Genomic DNA, 19,117 nt, shown 5'->3' on the forward strand with positions numbered 1-19,117 from the left:
CCTTAGTTTCCTTGTGGCAGTCCGTTCAGTTCAGCGGCCGTATTTTCCGGGGAGACCAGTAGCGTCACCTCCACCCGGCGGTTGCGGGCGCGATTTTCTGCCGAGTTATTCGGCGCGATGGGGTTCATCTCCCCTCGCCCTTCGGCTTTAACCCGCCCCGGCTGGCTTAGCTGTTTTTCCAGAAGCGACTGCACCGAGCGGGCACGCTCAAGGGACAGTTCATAATTGGAGGCAAAGCGTGCGCTGCGAATAGGCACGTTGTCGCTGTAACCAACGACCAGAATTTTTCCGCTGACGTTATTCATCGCCTGCGCCACACGGGCTATCACCGGCTCGTAAGAGTCACGCGCCACCGTGGAGCCGGAGGCAAACAGACCATCGCCTTTTAACGTCACTACGCTTCTGTCCGCACCATCCCGCACCGCAACCAGTCCTGCATCGATTTCCGGTTTGAGGAAGGCACGCAGGTTAAGCACCGGTGGCAAGGCGGGTGCCGGTTGTGCGATGGCGGCTTCCGGTAGCGTAGTCTGATAAATCTTCGCCAGTACCGGATTGGTGCCATCGCCCAGACGCCAGTTAAGGCCAATGAAGAATAAGCAGGCGATAAAACCCGCCAGCGCCACGCAGGCCCAGAGAGGGATAACCGGACGCCAGAGTTTGCGCAGAACAGGCCGGTCTTCAGGATGCGGTGAGAGCGGTGGCGGGTAACTCCCGCGCACGCCCCGGATCATCTGCCAGAGGCGCTGTTTGATGGTGTCCAGTTGGGTACGCCCGTTATCCATGACCCGGTAACGTCCTTCGAAGCCGAGTAACAGGCAGTAATTAATTAACTCCAGCAGAACCACATGTTCGCGCGGGTTTTGTGACAGTCGAGCCAGTAGCTGAAAGAATTTTTCGCCGCCCCAGGTTTCGTTATGAAAGGTGACCAGAAGACCACTTCCGGACCAGACACCACGGCTTCCCCAGGGGGTCAGCGCCGCCGCTTCATCCAGCGCTGTGCATAAACAGTAGCGGGCACCCACAATCACCTCATAGGCCAGGCCGGACTGTTGGCAGCGCACTTCGAAACGGCGAATTTCATCAATCAACTGCTGTCGTAACCCGGCCTGATCCTCATGTGACACCGAGTGGCGAATCTGGGGGATTGCGTTCAGCAACGGGTTTGCAGCAACCACCAGCGGGTTATTACCACTCGCGGCTGCGGTGGCGTCACTGCCATTGAACGTCTGTTCCTGCATGTCTGCGCTCGCTATTGATCACGTTGTTGCCGGATGGCCCAAAACTCCATGTCCAGCCCCGGGAATTCACCGGCCAGGTGCAGAGCAAACGCACCGGACTTTTCCATTTCGCTCCACAACTCTCCGCCCTTTTCCAGCTCGAAATAGTTGTACCCGGCGTGCCAGGGGATCTGGGGCGGCGCGACGGACATCGCACGCAGTACCATACCTGGCAGTTGCAGCTGTACCAGATCGCGGATTTTGGTCACCGGGGCGACTTTCATCTGCGCCGGGAAATGAACCTGTAGCACCTCGCCTGGTACATTGGCTTTTACCGCCAGCACGAAGCCAAACTCTCGCGCCATGCTGGTGCTTGGTAACGTTGCCACGTTCAGGCCGTGGGTACGCTCCGTTAGCGGAATCTGGATAGCATGTTCTTCCATCACCAGCGACAATCCCTGTCGCAGCATCAAGACCAGTTCATCAAAACAGACGGCGAGATTGTCATGATCATAAATCGGTAAGATCTCCTGAGGCGCGCGCGCTGAGGTCCAGGTGGCGAGCTCAGTGGCAAAGGCCAGCCACTCACGCCAGAGGTCTTCGGGGTGCAGCAGCGGCAGGGTTTTCAGGTGAGAAATGAGTCCGATATGGTGGTTGACCAGCGCCAGAAGCGTAAACTCCACCATTTCAGAGGTGTTAAAGCGGCCCGGCTGACGTAGGCGTTGGGCAAGTTGCTGGCTACGCTGGGTCAGGAGGCTTTGCAGGTCGTTCATCATCGCGTAGAGCAATGGGTTATTGGTGGCATTAAGCATGGGCGGAATGTAGCTGCTGTCGTGCCGGATATGGTTGTCGCTGCGTTTTTCCAGCACCTGCACGACGCCCATCGCTGTCCATTCAGCACTGAGATCTTTTTCCAGCATCAGTTTCAGTCGCAGACGGCCGAACTGCAGAGCCGCCGGGCCCACCGATAACGCATTGTCATCATCCACTTCGGTTTCAAAAGTGACATAGCGCGCCAGCGAGTCTTTCTCCTCGCTGAAAATAACTTCGTCGCGGCCACCGCGTCGGGCCGGCAACGCCAGTACCACACGTGCATTGCTGAGGTTGTCTGGAATTAACAGTGGCGTTGGTGCACTACGGGCATCGCGGAACGAAAAAAACGTGCCATCCGGTAACAGTCCGCTGGCATAGCTCAGTGCGATACAGCCCTGACGAAGCATCGCCTCATCGAGTTCAACATCGAGAAATCCCCAAAGAAAGGGACGCTGTAGCGATCCCCACTCCCGGATGTGATGTTCTAGATGACTTTCCGCACGCTGGAAGTGATGAGGGCGCAGAAACATACCTTCGGTCCATACGACCTTTTCTGCCTTGTTCATTCTGATTTCCTGTTGAGACTGGCGCTATCGTGAAACGGCACGAACACCGGTTGCGTCAAGGACAATGTCGGCTTCCAGTGAATCCGCTGACGTTGTCCAGAAGGCATAAAATGGCGTTTCGCCCTGCACCGGGATGGGGACCGAGATCCGCCATTTTTTGCCGTCAAGCGACTGATATTCCGCCATGATGCCCACATAACGCGCCTCAGGCGGCGTCTGGCCTTTCAGCACCTTAGAGAGCTGTCCGGGCATCAGGAAAAATTCATCGCTATTAAGCACATTTGCCCCGAGGGCACTGTCAGCATTGTTTTGTAGCGACCAGAAATCCGCCGACATGAAGCTGGCGTCAGATTTCAACAGCAGGACCCTGACCTTCAGCGGCGCAGACGCATTTACCTGCGGGTTCGCCTGAAAGCGGAGGGTGTAATTGCCAGGTACGCTATGTGGAGTCGATTCACAACCGCTGACCAGGGCGGTCAGCGCAAGGAGAAACGCCAGAAAAATCTGGCGTGTTTGCCCGGTAATGTTCATTTTTGCATCACCTGTCAGGACGAATTAGTCGATTATCCAGGTGCCTGAAGATTTATTTTTACAGGCTTTGCTGCTGCCATCGACGTTAACGCAGGTCTGCTTTTGCCGGGGCTTCAGGCGCGGGGTCTGTTTACGCACCGTCTCTTCATACAGTTCACTTTTCACCACGGCACGCATAGGCACATATCCAATCAGCTCCTCCTGCCCCTCTTCTGCCAGCGCCATCCAGAAGTGTTCAACCTGCCCCAGTACAACATAGGTTTTGCCATTTTCCAGCTGGCGTACCAGTTTGCCGCCGTAGTCTGGCTGGCTCATCAAGGATGCGGGGTACAATGCCCGATAATTTTCATTAATCGGCTGGAACGTTTTCGGCGGCTGAATGGCATACCGGTGCGTCAGGGTGACGCCGTTGACCTCGCTGGTTACGATGGTGTCATCCGTTGGGGCGGGCGGCGGCGGCGCTTTACAGGCAGAAAGTGTAAAGACAAAAAGCAGCGCTAATACATTTCGCATTTTCATAACGGTAATTTTCCATTGCAAATATATTACTGTGGCGATCTGGAACCTTTCGGAAAGAATGATTTGAATCTTTCAAAATCACCCCGTTCATTTTCCTGCTGTATCCCGGATTAATTTATTTTGGGCATAGCTACCGCACGAACCCAGGCGCAAACCAGGCACTATTCATGACGTCACTAATATCCGGCGAGGCGTAATCTTACAGATTGAGCAATTCAATTCAATATGATCTCCGACCACTTGAAAAATGAATATTCAATTTTTCTGTAAATTAAGATAAATCTCAAGAAATAATTTCATTTAAGGTCAATCCCTTATGAATTGCCTTAAACAAGCGTTACTTTCACTTAACTAAATCACCCACTTGGTTGAATTTAAACATTTTTATTTGACCCCTATGGGGATAGCATCTTTCACACCAATAGAGATAAGATTAATCTTAAAAGGGCATATTTTTGATAATACCCCTAAATATTAGTAGCATCAAAACCGTAATAGTATAAGGGGTATTATTACAAAGGTGATTATTCAGCAGAGGAAAAATCTAACCCATTAAATATACCCGTTATTCATTACGAATATTCCCGCCCTTTCATATGAAAATAAAGTCACCGCGTTAAAACCTTATTTAATCACCGCTTAAATCTATGTTTGCCGCACGACAACATGTAGCCCTGCTTACGGCTCATCAATAACCATTAACGGAATCAATTCAGCAAATTTGACCTGTATCAATTATTCCGTCCGGTTATTAATAAAAGAAATTGATCATATCGATCATTTTTATTTCATTAATGAGTAAATTCTTACGCTGACATTATTCAGCTTTAATATTTGCCGCCTTCGACATAAGAAAAAAAGATGAAGGTAGGTGCGATGTCGCGCGCATGCTTTGTCGGCCAGCAGGGGCCAGGAAAAGGGGCTCTCCAACGTGTCAGGTAAGCAGGGCAAGGTTAAATTGTCTGTAAGCACGCAAAATGCCACATCCGGCACGCTACGCTGCTCATATTCGACTAAGGTTTTCACTAGGTTGGCTACAGCGGCCCCGCATTTTACCCGCAAAGGAGAATCGTTAATGACAAGACCTGATCTGCGCCGTCAGCGCACCCTGTATCTTGCAATGCACATCGCGTTGGGTGGTGCGTTGCTCTCATTTCTCCCCTCGGCCTTTGCGGCTGATCCACAAAACGCGAAGCCGTCGCCGGATGTGCTCCTTGGGCCACTTTTCAGTGATGTGCAAAGTGCCAAGTTGTTCCCCGATCAGAAAACCTTTGCCGACGCTGTACCGAAAAGTGACCCGCTGATGATCCTTGCGGATTACCGGATGCAGAAGAACCAGACCAGCTTTGACCTGCGCCATTTTGTGGACGTCAATTTTGATTTGCCAAAAGCAGGCGAAAAGTACGTCCCCCCGGAGGGAGAAAACCTGCGTGAACATATTGATGGGTTGTGGACGGTTCTGACGCGCACAACCGACCATGCCAGCAAGTGGGATTCATTACTCCCCCTGCCTAAACCTTATGTCGTGCCGGGTGGCCGGTTCCGCGAGGTTTATTACTGGGACAGTTACTTCACCATGCTGGGGCTGGCTGAAAGCGGCCACTGGGACAAAATTGAAGACATGGTGGCCAACTTCGGTTATGAGATCGACAGCTGGGGTCATATTCCCAATGGTAACCGCAGCTACTATCTGAGCCGTTCACAACCGCCATTCTTTGCCTTTATGGTCGAGTTGCTGGCAAGCCACGGTGGGGACGATGTGCTTAAAACCTGGCTGCCACAGATGGAAAAAGAGTACCAGTACTGGATGGACGGCGCTGATACGCTGCAGAACGGACAAGCAAACAAGCGTGTGGTGAAACTGGATGACGGTTCAGTGCTGAACCGTTACTGGGATGATAAAGACACCCCCCGCCCGGAGTCCTGGCTTGATGATGTGACGACGGCAAAAAACAACCCGAATCGTCCGGCGACAGAGATTTACCGCGATCTGCGCTCAGCGGCTGCTTCTGGCTGGGACTTCAGCTCCCGCTGGATGGATGATCCCAATCAACTGGGGACAATTCGTACCACCAGCATTGTGCCGGTCGACCTTAATGCGCTGATGTTCAAGATGGAGAAAATGATAGCCCGTGCCAGCCAGGCCGCCGGTGACAGCGCAAAAGCCAGCAAGTTTGAAGCGCTTGCCAGCGCCCGCCAGAAGGGTATGGAAGCCAATCTCTGGAATGATAAAGAGGGCTGGTATGCCGATTACGATTTGAAAACCAAAAAAGTGCGTAATCAGTTGACCGCTGCGGCTCTCTTCCCGCTCTATGTCAACGCGGCCGCCAAAGACCGCGCTGATAAGGTCGCCAGCGCCACGCAGTCGCGCCTGCTGAAGCAGGGCGGATTAGCCACTACTACTGTTAACAGCGGGCAGCAGTGGGATGCGCCAAACGGCTGGGCCCCGCTGCAATGGGTTGCTACCGCCGGGCTTCAGAATTACAACCATAAGAAACTGGCAATGGATGTCACCTGGCGCTTCCTCTCCAACGTTCAGCACACCTATGACCGGGAGAAGAAGCTGGTGGAGAAATATGATGTCAGCACCACCGGCACCGGCGGTGGCGGCGGCGAATATCCCCTCCAGGATGGCTTTGGCTGGTCAAACGGCGTCACCCTTATGATGCTGGATTTAGTCTGTCCTAAGGAAAACCCCTGCGACAGCCTGCCAGCCACCCAACCGGTGGTCGATACGCCACCTGCGCCTGCGGCAAAACAGGTCGCGCAGTAAAAACAAAACCCGGCGGAGTATGCTCTGCCGGGTTTATTCATAGACGGGTTTAAAGGGGAAAACAGGTTAATCCCTGCGGATCATCCGGAATACCGCCAGCACCACTATCGCACCGACGACGGCAACGGCGAAGCTACGGATATCAAAGCCGGTGATGTCCCCACCCATACCAAACATGGTGGCAAGCCAGCCGCCGACGACTGCGCCGACAATCCCAAGAATACAGGTCAGAATAAAGCCACCACCATCCCGTCCTGGCATAATGAATTTAGCTATAATCCCTGCGATGAGTCCAAAAATAATCCACGCGATGATGCTCATGTTGCTTTCTCCTGCTCAAACGTCATACCGCTGCGCCGTCCACCATGGCGACGCGCTGCGTAAAGTATAGGTGATAGTGTGAAAACTGATTTGTTCTCACGGACTTAATCGAAACTTTTGTGAAAATAATTTCGCTTTTGTCTGAAGTAATTTCGGCAATTGCCGATAGACAATTCATACGGTCTGTCAGTTACCAAGGAGCCTTTAGGCGTGAGTAAGTACAGTGAGCAGTTCCTGAAAAATAGCCCCTTAGCGGTGCTTGGCGTGATTCGCGACCTGCAGAAAAATGATGTTCCGGTCAGAATTACCTGGGCGAGTGGTCAGTTCATCAGCAAAATTCTCGAGGTTACGCCGGAAATGCTGGTGATGGACTTTGGGAGCCAGGAGTTTGAGAATACCGCCGTACAGCGTGCCGGAAAGGTGACCATCACTGCCGAAACGCAGGGGGCAAAAGTGGAATTTACCCTGTCCAGACTCGAAAGCGGCAACTGGCAGTCCCTGCCAGCCTTCATCTCTCCACTTCCCGAAACCCTCTTTTTTATTCAGCGTCGCGAATATTTCCGCATTAATGCCCCGCTGCATCCGGCCTATTTCTGCAAAGCCGTCATGCCAAACAAGTCTGAACTGCGTTTTCGCCTTTTCGACCTCTCCCTTGGCGGTATGGGGGCGCTGCTGGATAGCGCACTGCCGGAAGGATTACAGGCTGGCATGCGTTTTTCACAGGTAGAGTTAGATATGGCGTCCTGGGGGCAGTTCTATTTTGACGCCCAGCTGATTTCCATTGGTGAGCGTAAAGTAGTGGACGGCAAGAACGAGACGATTACGACGCCACGCCTGAGCTTTCGTTTTCTGAACGTAAGCCCTGGCGTGGAGCGCGAACTCCAGCGCATCATTTTCTCACTGGAGCGCGAGGCGCGCGAACGCGCCAGCCGGGTGCGATAATTACATCGCATCCATCGCTTTTTGTACTTTCCAGATATAGCGCGGCGCCTGAGGCGCCGGGTGGTTCTCCACGATATGGTCGAAGAAGTCGTCCGCGCTCAGGTCGTTGATTTCACGAATCGCTTTCTTCCTGTCGGACGAGAAGGTGCGTAACAGCGCACCTGCACCGTTGACATAGGAGACCACCAGCGCGTATTGCATCACCTGCGGATCGCGGATACCCGCAAGCGGCCCGTGCTCCAGAATGCTCAGGTAGGCAGCCCCCATAGAAATATTGCGCTCCGGGTTTTTTAACTCACTGGTGGTGGGTTCCCCTTTCCATCCCATGCGCTGATAGACTTCACGCCCGGCGGTGGAAGCTTTTAACTGCATCAGCCCTACCGCATTTGATTTACTCACAAGCGTTGGATTCCCCCCCGATTCGACAGCAATCATCGCGGTGATTAAGCGTGGACTGACGCCCCAGGCGGCCCCTGCTTTTTCACTGATGGGTAGCCACTGCATGGCCCGTTTAACCGGCACCTTCGGATCCCAGTCCGGATTACGGTAATCGTGCTTTGAACTACAGCCCGCCAGCAAAACCACTAAAAAAGCAAACCATCTAAATTTCACACGTTATCCTTCTTGAGTGAATACATCGCTATGGATGACAACGAACAGGGTAAGCGGCATGATAACGATTTCCGATCAGATGTCAGCAAGGAATTGCCATGTCCAGGTTTCATTTAATCGCGCCGTCCGGCTATTGCATTAATCAGGCCGCTGCGGCGCTGGGAGTTCAACGTCTGGAGGCAATGGGTCACCAGGTGGATAACCGTCAGGTGATCGCCCGTCGGGATACCCGTTTCGCCGGCAGCGACCCGGAACGCCTTGAGGATCTGAATACGCTTGCGGGCTTAGAGGGGGACAATCTTATCGTGCTGCCCGTGCGCGGTGGCTATGGCGCCAGTCGCCTGCTGGACAAGGTGGACTGGCCGGCGCTGATTGCGCGCCAGCAACAGCAGCCGCTGCTGATTTGTGGTCATAGCGATTTTACCGTTTTTCAGTCAGGACTACTGGCTCTTGGAAAGGTCATTACCTTCAGTGGCCCGATGCTGGCCGCCAATTTCGGCGCCCCCACCCTCGACGATTTCACACTGGATCATTTCTGGCGCGCGTTAAGCAACCCGACGCTGGTGGTGGAATGGGAGGGAGACGGGCCGCGTTGTAAAACCGACGGGACGCTGTGGGGAGGCAATCTGGCGATGCTGACCTCGCTACTGGGCACCCCCTGGTTTCCGGCCATTGATGACGGCATTCTTGTTGTGGAAGACATTAATGAGCATCCCTTCCGTGTCGAACGCATGGTCATGCAGTTACTGCATGCCGGTGTACTGGCACGTCAGAAGGCACTGATTCTGGGTAGTTTCAGTGGCGTCAGACCGAATGAGTACGATGCAGACTACACTTTACTGACGATGGTGGACTACCTGAGAAGCCGACTGACTATTCCGGTGATTACCGGGCTGGCATTCGGACACGAGCAGCAGACCGTCACCCTGCCTTTGGGCGCCCACGCGGTATTGCACCATGAGGCGACATCAACGCTGACAATCACCGGTCATCCTGTGCTGTCTGCATAAAAATATTATTCATTCGGCTTATTAATTCATTTTTTCTGCCGTTAATATAAAGAGGTTTTCAACCCCGTGCCCTTGCAGGCTGCCGGTGCGCGGGTCTTTTGGTGGAGCGACGTCGAGAGGAGAAGCACGACATTGGACGCTGAGGCAGTAATTAGTCTGTTTATTTTGGGTTCTGTCCTTGTAACCTGCAGTATTTTATTAAGTTCTTTTTCGTCCCGTCTCGGTATTCCTATCCTGGTTATCTTTCTTGCCATTGGTATGCTGGCTGGTATTGATGGTATTGGTGGTATCCCGTTCGACAACTATCCGATTGCCTATATGATCAGTAACCTGGCGCTGGCGGTGATCCTCCTCGACGGCGGGATGCGAACCCAGGCCAGCTCCTTTCGCGTGGCGCTGGGACCAGCGCTGTCGCTGGCGACTGTGGGGGTACTTATCACGTCGGGTTTAACCGGCATGATGGCCGCGTGGTTGTTTCATCTGGATCTGATTGAAGGGCTGCTCATCGGGGCAATCGTCGGGTCAACGGATGCCGCAGCCGTCTTTTCGCTGCTGGGCGGTAAAGGGCTCAACGAACGTGTGGGCTCAACGCTGGAGATAGAATCCGGCAGTAACGATCCGATGGCGGTATTTTTAACCATCACCCTGATTGAGATGATTCAGCAGCACAATCTGGGCCTGAGCTGGATGTTCGCGGTACATATTGTGCAGGATTTTGGCCTGGGTATTTTACTGGGGCTTGGCGGCGGCTATTTTTTACTGCAAATGATAAACCGGATCGACCTCCCGGCCGGACTCTATCCTTTACTGGCCCTGAGTGGCGGCATTCTGGTGTTTGCGGTGACCACTGCCATTCACGGTAGCGGTATTCTCGCAGTCTACCTCTGTGGTTTTGTGCTGGGTAACCGCCCGATCCGCAACCGCTATGCGGTTCAGCAGAACTTTGACGGCCTGGCCTGGCTTGCACAAATCGGTATGTTCCTGGTGCTTGGGCTGCTGGTGACGCCGTCCGATCTGTTGCCTATTGCCGTGCCTGCGCTGATCCTTTCCGCATGGATGATCTTTGTGGCCCGTCCGCTGTCTGTCTTTGCCGGACTGCTGCCGTTTCGCGGTTTCACGCTACGCGAACGGGTATTCATAAGCTGGGTGGGGTTACGCGGCGCGGTGCCCATCATTCTGGCGGTTTTCCCGATGATGGCAGGGCTGGATAATGCCCGTCTGTTTTTCAACCTGGCCTTCTTCGTGGTGCTTATCTCGCTCTTATTCCAGGGGACATCGCTCTCGTGGGCTGCCAGAAAAGCCAGGGTCGTGGTGCCACCTGTTGGCATGCCGGTTTCGCGGCTTGGCCTGGATATCCACCCTGAGAACCCGTGGGAACAATTTGTCTATCAACTGAGTGCTGACAAATGGTGTGTGGGTGCCGCCCTGCGTGATCTGCATATGCCTGCTGAAACGCGCATTGCAGCGCTGTTTCGCGATAATACCCTGCTCCACCCGACCGGCAGCACCCGGCTGCGTGAAGGGGATGTGCTCTGCGTAATCGGTCGGGAAAAGGATCTGCCGGCTCTTGGCAAACTGTTCAGCCAGACGCCTCCTGTCGCCCTTGACCAGCGCTTTTTCGGCGATTTTATTCTGGAAGCCAGCGCGAAATTTGCCGACGTTGCCCTGATTTATGGTCTGGAAGACGGGCTGGAGTACCGTGACAAGCAGCAAACGCTCGGAGAAATTGTGCAGCAACTGTTGGGTGCCGCTCCCGTGGTTGGCGATCAGGTCGAGTTCGCGGGTATGGTCTGGACGGTTGCGGAAAAAGCGGAAAACGCGGTTCTCAAGGTAGGGGTTCGCGTGGCAGAAGAGGAGGCGGAGTAACCGCCCCGGCCTGAGTTACACCGTCACTACTGGCACGCGTGGGGCAAGCGCGCACATAAGCTCATAGCCCACCGTGCCAGCGGCAGACGCCACTTCGTCTATCTTCACCTCCCTCCCCCACAATTCGACCGGCGTGCCAATGCCTGCCTGCGGGCAAGGGGTAAGATCCACCGTAAGCATGTCCATCGAAATGGCCCCCAGGGTCACAGAGCGAATGCCGTCAACCATTACCGGCGTTCCATTTGGCGCAAGTCGTGGGTAACCATCCGCATAGCCGCATGCCACCACCCCGATGCGTTGCTCCCTGCTCGCCCGGTAACGACTGCCGTAGCCGACGCCATCCCCCGCCTGAAGGGTTTGCACGGCGATAATCTGGCTGGTGAGGGACATTACCGGGCGGATACCGCTGTCAGCCACATCCTGCCACTGCCCCGATGGCGACGCGCCGTAAAGCACAATGCCCGGACGCACCCAGTCAGCATGCACCTCCGGGTGCCAGAGCGTGGCGGCCGAGTTGGAAAACGAGCAGGTGCACGCCAGCCCATCGGTGGCGCGCGCTATCCGCTCGCTCGCCTCAGTGATGCCTTCCGGCAATTCGGCGCTGGCGAAATGGGCCATCAGGGTCATCTCACCGACGTTTTTCATTTCACGAAGCTGACGCCAGATGCTTTGCACCCGCTCAGGCTGGAAACCGAGCCGGTTCATGCCGCTGTTCATTTTGAGGTAGACATCCAGCGGCGCATGGAGCTGCGCGTCCTGCAGAACTTTCAACTGCCAGTTGCTGTGGACGCTGGTTGTCAGACGGTACTTGTCAAACAGGGGCAACTCATCGGCATGAAAGAAGCCTTCCAGCATCAGAATGGGGCCTTTCCACCCGCGCTCGCGCAGCAGGATGGCCTCCTCAAGGTTGAGAAGCGCAAACCCGTCCGTGCCCTCAAGCGCACGCCAGACCCGGTCAATACCGTGACCATAAGCATTAGCTTTTACCACCGACCAGACACGCGAGGCGGGTGCGGCACGGCGAACGACCTGGAGATTGTGGCGCAGCGCGCGCAAATCGATCGTGGCCTGAACAGGACGTGACATTCTCTCTCCTTGCGTTAGTTATGCGCGCCATGCAGTTGCTGATGACGGCCTGGCATAAACCCTGGTTGATATCTCGCTACGCTTAAATCTTCCCAGGGGATAGCCGGGGTCTGCCCTGAAATCAAATCGCTAAGCAACTGACCAGAGCCACAGGCCATCGTCCAGCCGAGCGTACCGTGACCGGTATTGAGCCACAGGTTTTTGAAGGGTGAACGCCCGACAATGGGTGTGCCGTCTGGCGTCATCGGGCGCAGCCCCGTCCAGAAGGAGGCCTGTTCGATATGCCCGCCGTGCGGGAAAAGATCCTTGACCACCATTTCAAGCGTGGCACGCCGGGGCTCGCGTAACAGGGTATTAAACCCAACGATTTCGGCCATGCCCCCTACCCGAATACGTTTATCGAAGCGGGTAATAGCAATTTTGTACGTCTCATCGAGAATAGTAGAAACGGGCGCGCCCGCCTCATCCGCAATAGGTATGGTCAGGGAATAACCCTTAAGGGGATAGACGGGAATATCGACGATACCTTTCAACATGGAGGTGGAGTACGAGCCGAAGGCCATCACATAAGCATCCGCTTTAACTATCTCGTCACCACACTTGACTCCATAAATTTGCCCGCTTTCATACAGCAGCCGATCCACCGGCGTTGAGAAGCGGAAGATAACCCCCTGCTGTGCGGCCATGTCGGCAAGGTTGCGGGTGAAGAGCTGGCAGTCACCGGTCTCATCATTGGGCAGACGCAGCCCGCCGCTGAGTTTATGCGCCACGGAGGCCAGCGCCGGTTCGACCTCCGCCAGGCGGGACGCTTCCAGCAACTGGTAGGGAACACCCGCATCTTTGAGCACGGTAATATCTCGGCTGGCGTTGTCATACTGCTCGGCAGTGCGAAAGAGCTGTAACGTGCCGCCCTGCCGCCCCTCATACTGAACGGCGGTTTCGTCGCGCAATCGCTTCAGGCAGTCGCGGCTGTACTCCGCCAGTCGGACCATCCGGCCTTTGTTTTCCATATAGTGGCGGGTGTCGCAGTTGCGCAGCATCTGCCACATCCATTTGAGCTGGAAAGGGGTGCCATCAAGGCTTATGGCCAGAGGTGCATGGCGCTGAAACATCCATTTGATGGCTTTTAAAGGCACACCGGGTGCAGCCCAGGGTGCCGCATAGCCGGGGGAAATCTGGCCGGCGTTGGCCGCACTGGTTTGCAGCGCGGGCCCGGGTTCTCTGTCGATTACTGTCACCTCATGACCTGCCTGGCGTAAATACCACGCGCTGGTGACCCCCACTACGCCTCCTCCCAGTACCACAACTCGCATAGCCTGCTCCCATGAGTAAAGCACAATCATCTGATTACAAATTGATAACCCAGATGAAAATGTTATTCAACATATGCCTTTTTTATGGTGATACTTCTCACACCTTTCGGTAAATAAAGGTATTCATAAAGTTGGCATCTCCTGCTGCGCACTCTTTCGCCTTAGCATAAAATGCTAAACAGATGGCCGAAATCGCGTCATTCCCCGGAAGAAATCGTGAAGAAAAAAATGCCGCTAACCCACAGTTTTTATTGTGTGTTCTATCATTGAAATGAGACCTTCCATACAGAGAGGGTTGTTAACAATGAGGGCGCGCTAATGGCTACGATTGATTCCATGAATAAGGATTCTGTACGTCTCAGTGATGGACCTGACTGGACTTTCGATCTGCTGGATGTTTATCTCGCCGAGATCGATCGGGTGGCGAAACTCTACCGCCTTGACACTTACCCGCATCAAATCGAAGTCATCACCTCTGAACAGATGATGGATGCCTATTCCAGTGTCGGGATGCCTATTAACTATCCGCACTGGTCATTCGGTAAAAAGTTTATCGAAACGGAACGCCTTTATAAGCATGGCCAGCAAGGCCTGGCTTACGAGATAGTCATCAACTCCAATCCCTGTATCGCCTACCTGATGGAGGAGAACACCATTACCATGCAGGCGCTGGTAATGGCACATGCCTGCTATGGTCATAACTCCTTCTTTAAAAACAATTACCTGTTCAGAAGCTGGACTGACGCCAGCTCCATTGTTGACTACCTTATCTTTGCCAGAAATTACATCACCGACTGTGAAGAGCGTTATGGCGTAGAGGAGGTGGAAAAACTCCTCGACTCCTGCCATGCCCTGATGAACTACGGGGTCGATCGCTATAAACGGCCGCAAAAAATTTCGCTACAGGAAGAGAAAGCCCGCCAGAAAAGCCGTGAAGAGTATCTGCAAAGTCAGGTGAACACGCTCTGGCGCACCCTGCCGAAACGTGAAGAAGAAAAAGCAGTGGTTGAAGCGCGCCGTTACCCCTCCGAACCGCAGGAAAATCTGCTCTATTTTATGGAGAAAAACGCGCCGCTGCTGGAGCCCTGGCAACGTGAGATATTGCGCATTGTGCGCAAGGTCAGTCAGTATTTCTACCCGCAAAAACAGACGCAGGTTATGAACGAAGGCTGGGCAACGTTCTGGCACTACACCATCCTGAACCATCTGTATGATGAAGGTAAAGTCACCGATCGCTTTATGCTGGAATTCTTACACAGCCATACCAACGTCGTTTTCCAGCCCCCTTATAACAGCCCCTGGTATAGTGGCATTAACCCTTATGCCCTGGGTTTTGCCATGTTCCAGGATATCAAACGCATCTGCCAGTCACCCACGGATGAAGATAAATACTGGTTCCCGGATGTTGCAGGTTCCGACTGGCTTGAAACATTGCATTTCGCCATGCGTGATTTCAAAGATGAGAGCTTTATCAGCCAGTTCCTGTCGCCGAAGGTGATGCGGGATTTCCGCCTGTTTACGGTGCTTGACGACGATCGCAACAACTATCTGGAAATTTCCGCTATTCATAATGAAGAAGGCTACCGGGAAATCCGCAATAAGATGTCGTCACAATATAATCTGAGTAATCTCGAACCTAACATTCAGGTGTGGAATGTGGATTTGCGTGGCGACCGCTCGCTGACATTGCGCTATATCCCGCATAACCGTGCGCCTCTCGATAAGGGGCGTCGTGAAGTGCTTAAGCATGTACATCGTCTGTGGGGGTTTGACGTTACGCTGGAACAGCAAAATGAAGATGGTAGCGTGGAGCTGCTGGAACGCTGTCCGGCGCGTAGCAACGTCCTGTAGCGTATTGTAAAAAACCCCTCGAATGAGGGGTTTTGCTGTTTTATCGCCCGTGCATAACCAGATCGCCCGGGAGGTTTTTATGCATGCGCTGCCAGATTTCACCGCTATCATGCCCGTATTTACGCACGGTTTCATAAACCTGGTCATGCAGCTTCTGCTCGCACAACTCCCCCAGTCGATGATAAAAGCCGAGCGCCAGGCTACGGGCTTCCGGGCTCGCAAAATAGTGACGGCCAATACGCGTGTAAAGGCCTTTCATGCCGTTCAGGATCAGGCCATAAATAGGGTTACCTGACGCAAACGCAAGACCACGGAAAATATTGTAATCAAGCTCGGCAAAAGCATCGCCGTGATCTTCTACTTCGCGCGCTCTGGCCAGCACTTCCAGCGCCTGGTCCGGGTGCTGGCGAAAGGCCGTGCGGATAAAGATGGTGGCGATATTAGTGCGAACGGAGAGGAGATTGTCGATAAGCTGCGGAACACTCTCATGATCCAGTCGCGCCAGTGTTTCCAGAATATTCAGCCCGGAGGTTTCCCAAAAGTTATTCACTTTTGTCGGCTTACCATGCTGAATCGTCAGCCAGCCATCGCGAGCTAAACGCTGTAACACTTCACGCAAAGTGGTCCTGGTGACGCCAATCAGTTCGGAAAGTTCGCGTTCTGCTGGAAGAATCGACCCGGGAGGGAAGCGGCTGTTCCAGATACTTTCGATGATATACTCTTCCGCGAAACCCGCCGGGCTCTGCGCCTTTATGACCATAGTGAGATTTCCATTACAACTAAGCAAATATCACTCATCATACCAGACCCGCTCTGGGGCAGATAGCTTAGGGGCTTAAGAAAAAGGGGATCGGCTACCCAATTTACAAGATTCATCCGCCTGGCCTGCTGTTCTGAAGAAAACCGTGCACGCGCGTCAGATTGCCATGTAGCCGAAGGTGCTATTAGCGCTTTGATTACATTGTTTACGAAACCGTTTAACACCCTGCCTGCTAAACATCCAATTACGTATTATTTTCTTATGTGATAGTGGTTTGCGAAGGGAATTCGTTTACACTGCGTTGTCTACGCGTGTCCCAGGGAAATGATTATGTTGCGATACTTAAACCAGTGCTCTCGCGGGCGCGGCGCCTGGCTGTTGATGGCGTTTACTGCGCTGGCACTTGAACTTGTGGCGTTATGGTTCCAGCACGTCATGCTGTTGAAACCCTGCGTTCTTTGTATTTATGAGCGTTCGGCGCTCTTTGGCGTCATGGGGGCGGGTCTGGTAGGTGCGATTGCGCCGAAATCCCCGTTACGCTATGTTGCGATTGCCCTATGGCTCTATAGCGCCTGGCGCGGTATCCAGTTGGCCTATGAACATACCATGATTCAGTTACACCCCTCCCCCTTTATGACCTGCGATTTCGCCGCCCGTTTTCCGACGTGGTTGCCGCTCGATAAATGGCTGCCTCAGGTATTTGTCGCCTCTGGCGACTGCGCTCAAAAACAGTGGGAATTTCTTTCGCTGGAGATGCCGCAGTGGCTACTGGGTATCTTTGTCGCCTACTTTATCGTTGCCGTGCTGGTGCTGATTGCCCAGCCCTTAAAACCGAAAAAACGCGACCTTTTTGGTCGATAAGAAAAGCGCCTCAGGGCGCTTTTTTTTGTCTGCCAATTGCGAATCGTTCTCATAAGTTTTATTTTAAATGCAACTTTAAAGAGGAGGTTTTTATGTCGCATTTACTGATTCCTGCCAACTGGAAAGTAAAACGCTCTACACCCTTTTTTACTAAAGAGAATGTGCCAGCTGCGCTACTCTCACACCACAACACCGCGGCAGGCGTATTCGGGCAACTGGTGGTGATGGAAGGTACGGTCACCTATTTCGGGTTCGCCAATGAGCAGGCGACCGAACATGAAGTAAAAACGGTAATTAATGCAGGCCAGTTTGCCACCAGCCCGCCGCAATACTGGCATCGTATCGAATTAAGTGAGGATGCCCGTTTCAACATCAACTTTTGGGTTGCAGAAGATAACGGGAGCGATGAACTGTTCCAGGCGAAAAAGGGGTGACGGCTTCACTGCGCCCAGTCAGGCTTGTTTAAAATATGGTCCTGCCAGTCGCGCACTTCCGACTCTTTGACCGCAATATGACGGACGGTGATGCGCTGTTTGTGCATCATCTCCTTCGAACCGGTCCGCAGCGGATGCCAGAGTGGTAAGCTTTGCCCTTCAGCCAGCAGCCGGTACGCGCAAGTCGGCGGCAGCCATTCAAACGTAGGAAGATTGTCCCGGGTCAGTTTGATGCAGTCCGGCTCGTACTCAAAACGCCGTTCATAATTTTTACACTGACAGGTTTTGATATTCAGCTGTTGGCAGGCCACGTTGGTGAAATAGATCTCATCCGTATCCTCATCCATAAGCTTATGCAGGCAGCACTGGCCACAGCCGTCACACAGTGATTCCCACTCTGCGTCTGTCATTTGCTCAAGCGTTTTGCTTTGCCAGAAGGGTGTGTCGTTCATCAGTCAGTTCGCCATTTAAAACCAGGGTGCACCTTATAACCAGTCTGGCAGAGGGATGCAAGTTTTGCCGCCCTTTTGCGGCGGCAAAGAGAGTCAGAGGACACGGGTGGTAAGGGAAAGTCCGTTAAAACTGATATCCAGTTCATCGCCGCTGTGAAGCGGGCCGACGCCGTCCGGTGTGCCTGTCAGCACCACATCGCCCGCTTTCAGGGTGAAGAAACGGCTGATGTAGGCAATAAGCGGCACTATTTTGTGAATCATGTCAGCGGTCGTGCCCTGCTGGCGCACTTCCCCGTTGATTTTCAGTCCAAGCGGTATGTTTTGCGGATCACCGTTAAATTCCGCCGCCGGAATGAAACCCGAAATCGGGCAGGCGTTATCAAAGCCTTTTGCTTTCTCCCAGGGCTGCCCTGCTTTTTTCATTTTACCCTGCAACTCACGCAGAGTAAGATCCAGCGCCACGCCATAACCGGCAATCCCTTTCTGAACATGGTCTTCCGTAGCCTGGCGCAATGTCGCGCCAATCAGCACCGCCAGCTCCACTTCATGATGCACAGCGCCAAGCCCCTCTGGTAAAACGAGAGGCTGGCGAAGATCGCAAAGCGCGGTTTCAGGTTTAATGAAAAGCACCGGCTCCTCCGGCATAGCGCTGCCCATCTCTTTAATATGCCTGGCGTAGTTGCTCCCCACACAGACGACTTTACTTACCGGATAATCCAGCAACGCGCCCTGCCAGTTATGATGCTGATACATAGTTTTCCCCTGAGTAACATACTGAACATGAGAGAAAAATGACTATCCGCGCAGCCTGGAAGTTTGTCAAATATCGAAACGGGCCGGGAAAAAGGTAAAAAGAGGGGGGAGATGTGGCGGAATCGATCCACCACATTGATATCGACAGGTTTTAGTCGTTTAAGGAAATATGCTGTTTTAACAAATCTTCTGGCGGCGGAGGTAACTGTAAATAAAAACCCTGTTCAGTCAGCGCGTTTTTTACTTTTTCCAGTGAAGCATTCGCCAGTTTTTTGCGCCCGTCCAGCGGCAGGATCATCGCCAGCTGCGGACGGCCGAAACTTTTCATTAATTCTTCCGGCACGCGGCTAAAATCGTCTTTTTTTTCGACATACAGATATGTCTCATCACGCAGGGGACTTCGGTAGATCACACAAAACATACATAATTACTCTGAA

The 19,117-nt window shown here is 53.4% G+C and carries 19 protein-coding genes; 7 read left to right on the forward strand and 12 right to left on the reverse strand.

The window, feature by feature from the left end; all coding sequences use genetic code 11:
- Nucleotides 1-2: 2 nt before the first annotated feature.
- The 4 genes from KXR87_RS07035 to KXR87_RS07050 are packed head-to-tail and all read right to left on the reverse strand — an operon-like array spanning nucleotide 3 to nucleotide 3,646.
- A complete protein-coding gene (locus tag KXR87_RS07035; RefSeq protein ID WP_437431551.1) occupies nucleotides 3-1,238 on the reverse strand; it encodes a DotU family type VI secretion system protein in 1,236 nt (411 codons plus the stop codon).
- Between the two features lie 11 nt (nucleotides 1,239-1,249).
- Nucleotides 1,250-2,596 (reverse strand): type VI secretion system baseplate subunit TssK, encoded by a 1,347-nt coding sequence (gene tssK, locus KXR87_RS07040; protein WP_437431552.1) that lies wholly within the window; start codon nucleotides 2,594-2,596, stop codon nucleotides 1,250-1,252.
- Between the two features lie 24 nt (nucleotides 2,597-2,620).
- On the reverse strand, nucleotides 2,621-3,127 hold the full coding sequence (gene tssJ / locus KXR87_RS07045; protein WP_437431553.1) for a type VI secretion system lipoprotein TssJ: 507 nt from the start codon (nucleotides 3,125-3,127) through the stop codon (nucleotides 2,621-2,623).
- 24 nt (nucleotides 3,128-3,151) lie between these two features.
- Nucleotides 3,152-3,646: an SH3 domain-containing protein gene (locus tag KXR87_RS07050; RefSeq protein WP_437431554.1), complete on the reverse strand. Its 495-nt coding sequence runs from the start codon at nucleotides 3,644-3,646 to the stop codon at nucleotides 3,152-3,154.
- A gap of 1,075 nt (nucleotides 3,647-4,721) precedes the next feature.
- Here KXR87_RS07050 and KXR87_RS07055 point away from each other — a divergent pair.
- Nucleotides 4,722-6,419 carry an alpha,alpha-trehalase gene (locus KXR87_RS07055; protein WP_437431555.1) on the forward strand — a complete coding sequence of 566 codons (1,698 nt, stop codon included), beginning with the start codon at nucleotides 4,722-4,724 and terminating at the stop codon, nucleotides 6,417-6,419.
- Between the two features lie 66 nt (nucleotides 6,420-6,485).
- Here the strand turns inward: KXR87_RS07055 and KXR87_RS07060 are convergent, their stop codons facing one another.
- Entirely contained in the window at nucleotides 6,486-6,740 is a 255-nt protein-coding gene (locus KXR87_RS07060; RefSeq protein ID WP_437431556.1) for a GlsB/YeaQ/YmgE family stress response membrane protein, read from the reverse strand.
- A 210-nt stretch (nucleotides 6,741-6,950) separates the two neighbouring features.
- Between KXR87_RS07060 and ycgR the strand changes: the two genes are divergently transcribed.
- A complete protein-coding gene (gene ycgR, locus KXR87_RS07065; protein ID WP_437431557.1) occupies nucleotides 6,951-7,682 on the forward strand; it encodes a flagellar brake protein YcgR in 732 nt (243 codons plus the stop codon).
- On the opposite strand, the gene emtA is transcribed toward ycgR, so the two are convergent.
- The gene (emtA, locus tag KXR87_RS07070; RefSeq protein WP_437431558.1) at nucleotides 7,683-8,294 is read right to left on the reverse strand and encodes a membrane-bound lytic murein transglycosylase EmtA; all 612 of its coding nucleotides are present in this window, start codon (nucleotides 8,292-8,294) and stop codon (nucleotides 7,683-7,685) included.
- 98 nt (nucleotides 8,295-8,392) lie between these two features.
- Between emtA and ldcA the strand changes: the two genes are divergently transcribed.
- Complete coding sequence (gene ldcA, locus KXR87_RS07075) at nucleotides 8,393-9,304, forward strand: muramoyltetrapeptide carboxypeptidase (RefSeq protein ID WP_437431559.1); 912 nt, start codon at nucleotides 8,393-8,395, stop codon at nucleotides 9,302-9,304.
- Nucleotides 9,305-9,436: 132 nt separating this feature from the next.
- Nucleotides 9,437-11,170 carry a potassium/proton antiporter gene (locus KXR87_RS07080; protein WP_437431560.1) on the forward strand — a complete coding sequence of 578 codons (1,734 nt, stop codon included), beginning with the start codon at nucleotides 9,437-9,439 and terminating at the stop codon, nucleotides 11,168-11,170.
- Nucleotides 11,171-11,185: 15 nt separating this feature from the next.
- Here KXR87_RS07080 and dadX read toward each other — a convergent pair whose 3' ends face one another.
- On the reverse strand, nucleotides 11,186-12,256 hold the full coding sequence (dadX, locus tag KXR87_RS07085; protein ID WP_437431561.1) for a catabolic alanine racemase DadX: 1,071 nt from the start codon (nucleotides 12,254-12,256) through the stop codon (nucleotides 11,186-11,188).
- Between the two features lie 14 nt (nucleotides 12,257-12,270).
- Complete coding sequence (locus KXR87_RS07090) at nucleotides 12,271-13,569, reverse strand: D-amino acid dehydrogenase (protein ID WP_437431562.1); 1,299 nt, start codon at nucleotides 13,567-13,569, stop codon at nucleotides 12,271-12,273.
- A gap of 318 nt (nucleotides 13,570-13,887) precedes the next feature.
- On the opposite strand from KXR87_RS07090, the gene KXR87_RS07095 reads away from it, so the two are divergent.
- Entirely contained in the window at nucleotides 13,888-15,420 is a 1,533-nt protein-coding gene (locus KXR87_RS07095; RefSeq protein ID WP_437431563.1) for a SpoVR family protein, read from the forward strand.
- A gap of 40 nt (nucleotides 15,421-15,460) precedes the next feature.
- Here KXR87_RS07095 and fadR read toward each other — a convergent pair whose 3' ends face one another.
- Entirely contained in the window at nucleotides 15,461-16,180 is a 720-nt protein-coding gene (gene fadR, locus KXR87_RS07100; protein ID WP_437431564.1) for a fatty acid metabolism transcriptional regulator FadR, read from the reverse strand.
- 330 nt (nucleotides 16,181-16,510) lie between these two features.
- Here fadR and dsbB point away from each other — a divergent pair, with 330 nt between their 5' ends.
- Nucleotides 16,511-17,041 carry a disulfide bond formation protein DsbB gene (gene dsbB, locus KXR87_RS07105; RefSeq protein ID WP_437431565.1) on the forward strand — a complete coding sequence of 177 codons (531 nt, stop codon included), beginning with the start codon at nucleotides 16,511-16,513 and terminating at the stop codon, nucleotides 17,039-17,041.
- 92 nt (nucleotides 17,042-17,133) lie between these two features.
- On the forward strand, nucleotides 17,134-17,475 hold the full coding sequence (locus KXR87_RS07110) for a DUF1971 domain-containing protein (RefSeq protein ID WP_437431566.1): 342 nt from the start codon (nucleotides 17,134-17,136) through the stop codon (nucleotides 17,473-17,475).
- Between the two features lie 5 nt (nucleotides 17,476-17,480).
- On the opposite strand, the gene KXR87_RS07115 is transcribed toward KXR87_RS07110, so the two are convergent.
- The 3 genes from KXR87_RS07115 to KXR87_RS07125 form a co-directional block, all read right to left on the reverse strand.
- The gene (locus KXR87_RS07115; RefSeq protein ID WP_437431567.1) at nucleotides 17,481-17,927 is read right to left on the reverse strand and encodes a YcgN family cysteine cluster protein; all 447 of its coding nucleotides are present in this window, start codon (nucleotides 17,925-17,927) and stop codon (nucleotides 17,481-17,483) included.
- Nucleotides 17,928-18,020: 93 nt separating this feature from the next.
- Nucleotides 18,021-18,680 (reverse strand): fumarylacetoacetate hydrolase family protein, encoded by a 660-nt coding sequence (locus tag KXR87_RS07120; RefSeq protein ID WP_437431568.1) that lies wholly within the window; start codon nucleotides 18,678-18,680, stop codon nucleotides 18,021-18,023.
- Nucleotides 18,681-18,831: 151 nt separating this feature from the next.
- Nucleotides 18,832-19,101, reverse strand: a complete 270-nt coding sequence (locus KXR87_RS07125; protein ID WP_437431569.1) for a YcgL domain-containing protein — start codon at nucleotides 19,099-19,101, stop codon at nucleotides 18,832-18,834.
- Nucleotides 19,102-19,117: the final 16 nt, after the last annotated feature.

It is taken from the genome of Yokenella regensburgei, assembly GCF_051486985.1.
GTDB lineage: Bacteria > Pseudomonadota > Gammaproteobacteria > Enterobacterales > Enterobacteriaceae > CBFFRJ01.

What these genes read in the sequence shown, in the direction of transcription:
- KXR87_RS07035 (WP_437431551.1), bottom strand. Translation starts at nt 1,238, where the DNA reads ATGCAGGAACAGACGTTCAATGGCAGTGACGCCACCGCAGCCGCGAGT.
- tssK (WP_437431552.1), bottom strand. Translation starts at nt 2,596, where the DNA reads ATGAACAAGGCAGAAAAGGTCGTATGGACCGAAGGTATGTTTCTGCGC.
- tssJ (WP_437431553.1), bottom strand. Translation starts at nt 3,127, where the DNA reads ATGAACATTACCGGGCAAACACGCCAGATTTTTCTGGCGTTTCTCCTT.
- KXR87_RS07050 (WP_437431554.1), bottom strand. Translation starts at nt 3,646, where the DNA reads ATGAAAATGCGAAATGTATTAGCGCTGCTTTTTGTCTTTACACTTTCT.
- KXR87_RS07055 (WP_437431555.1), top strand. Translation starts at nt 4,722, where the DNA reads ATGACAAGACCTGATCTGCGCCGTCAGCGCACCCTGTATCTTGCAATG.
- KXR87_RS07060 (WP_437431556.1), bottom strand. Translation starts at nt 6,740, where the DNA reads ATGAGCATCATCGCGTGGATTATTTTTGGACTCATCGCAGGGATTATA.
- ldcA (WP_437431559.1), top strand. Translation starts at nt 8,393, where the DNA reads ATGTCCAGGTTTCATTTAATCGCGCCGTCCGGCTATTGCATTAATCAG.
- dadX (WP_437431561.1), bottom strand. Translation starts at nt 12,256, where the DNA reads ATGTCACGTCCTGTTCAGGCCACGATCGATTTGCGCGCGCTGCGCCAC.
- KXR87_RS07090 (WP_437431562.1), bottom strand. Translation starts at nt 13,569, where the DNA reads ATGCGAGTTGTGGTACTGGGAGGAGGCGTAGTGGGGGTCACCAGCGCG.
- KXR87_RS07095 (WP_437431563.1), top strand. Translation starts at nt 13,888, where the DNA reads ATGGCTACGATTGATTCCATGAATAAGGATTCTGTACGTCTCAGTGAT.
- fadR (WP_437431564.1), bottom strand. Translation starts at nt 16,180, where the DNA reads ATGGTCATAAAGGCGCAGAGCCCGGCGGGTTTCGCGGAAGAGTATATC.
- dsbB (WP_437431565.1), top strand. Translation starts at nt 16,511, where the DNA reads ATGTTGCGATACTTAAACCAGTGCTCTCGCGGGCGCGGCGCCTGGCTG.
- KXR87_RS07110 (WP_437431566.1), top strand. Translation starts at nt 17,134, where the DNA reads ATGTCGCATTTACTGATTCCTGCCAACTGGAAAGTAAAACGCTCTACA.
- KXR87_RS07115 (WP_437431567.1), bottom strand. Translation starts at nt 17,927, where the DNA reads ATGAACGACACACCCTTCTGGCAAAGCAAAACGCTTGAGCAAATGACA.
- KXR87_RS07120 (WP_437431568.1), bottom strand. Translation starts at nt 18,680, where the DNA reads ATGTATCAGCATCATAACTGGCAGGGCGCGTTGCTGGATTATCCGGTA.
- KXR87_RS07125 (WP_437431569.1), bottom strand. Translation starts at nt 19,101, where the DNA reads ATGTTTTGTGTGATCTACCGAAGTCCCCTGCGTGATGAGACATATCTG.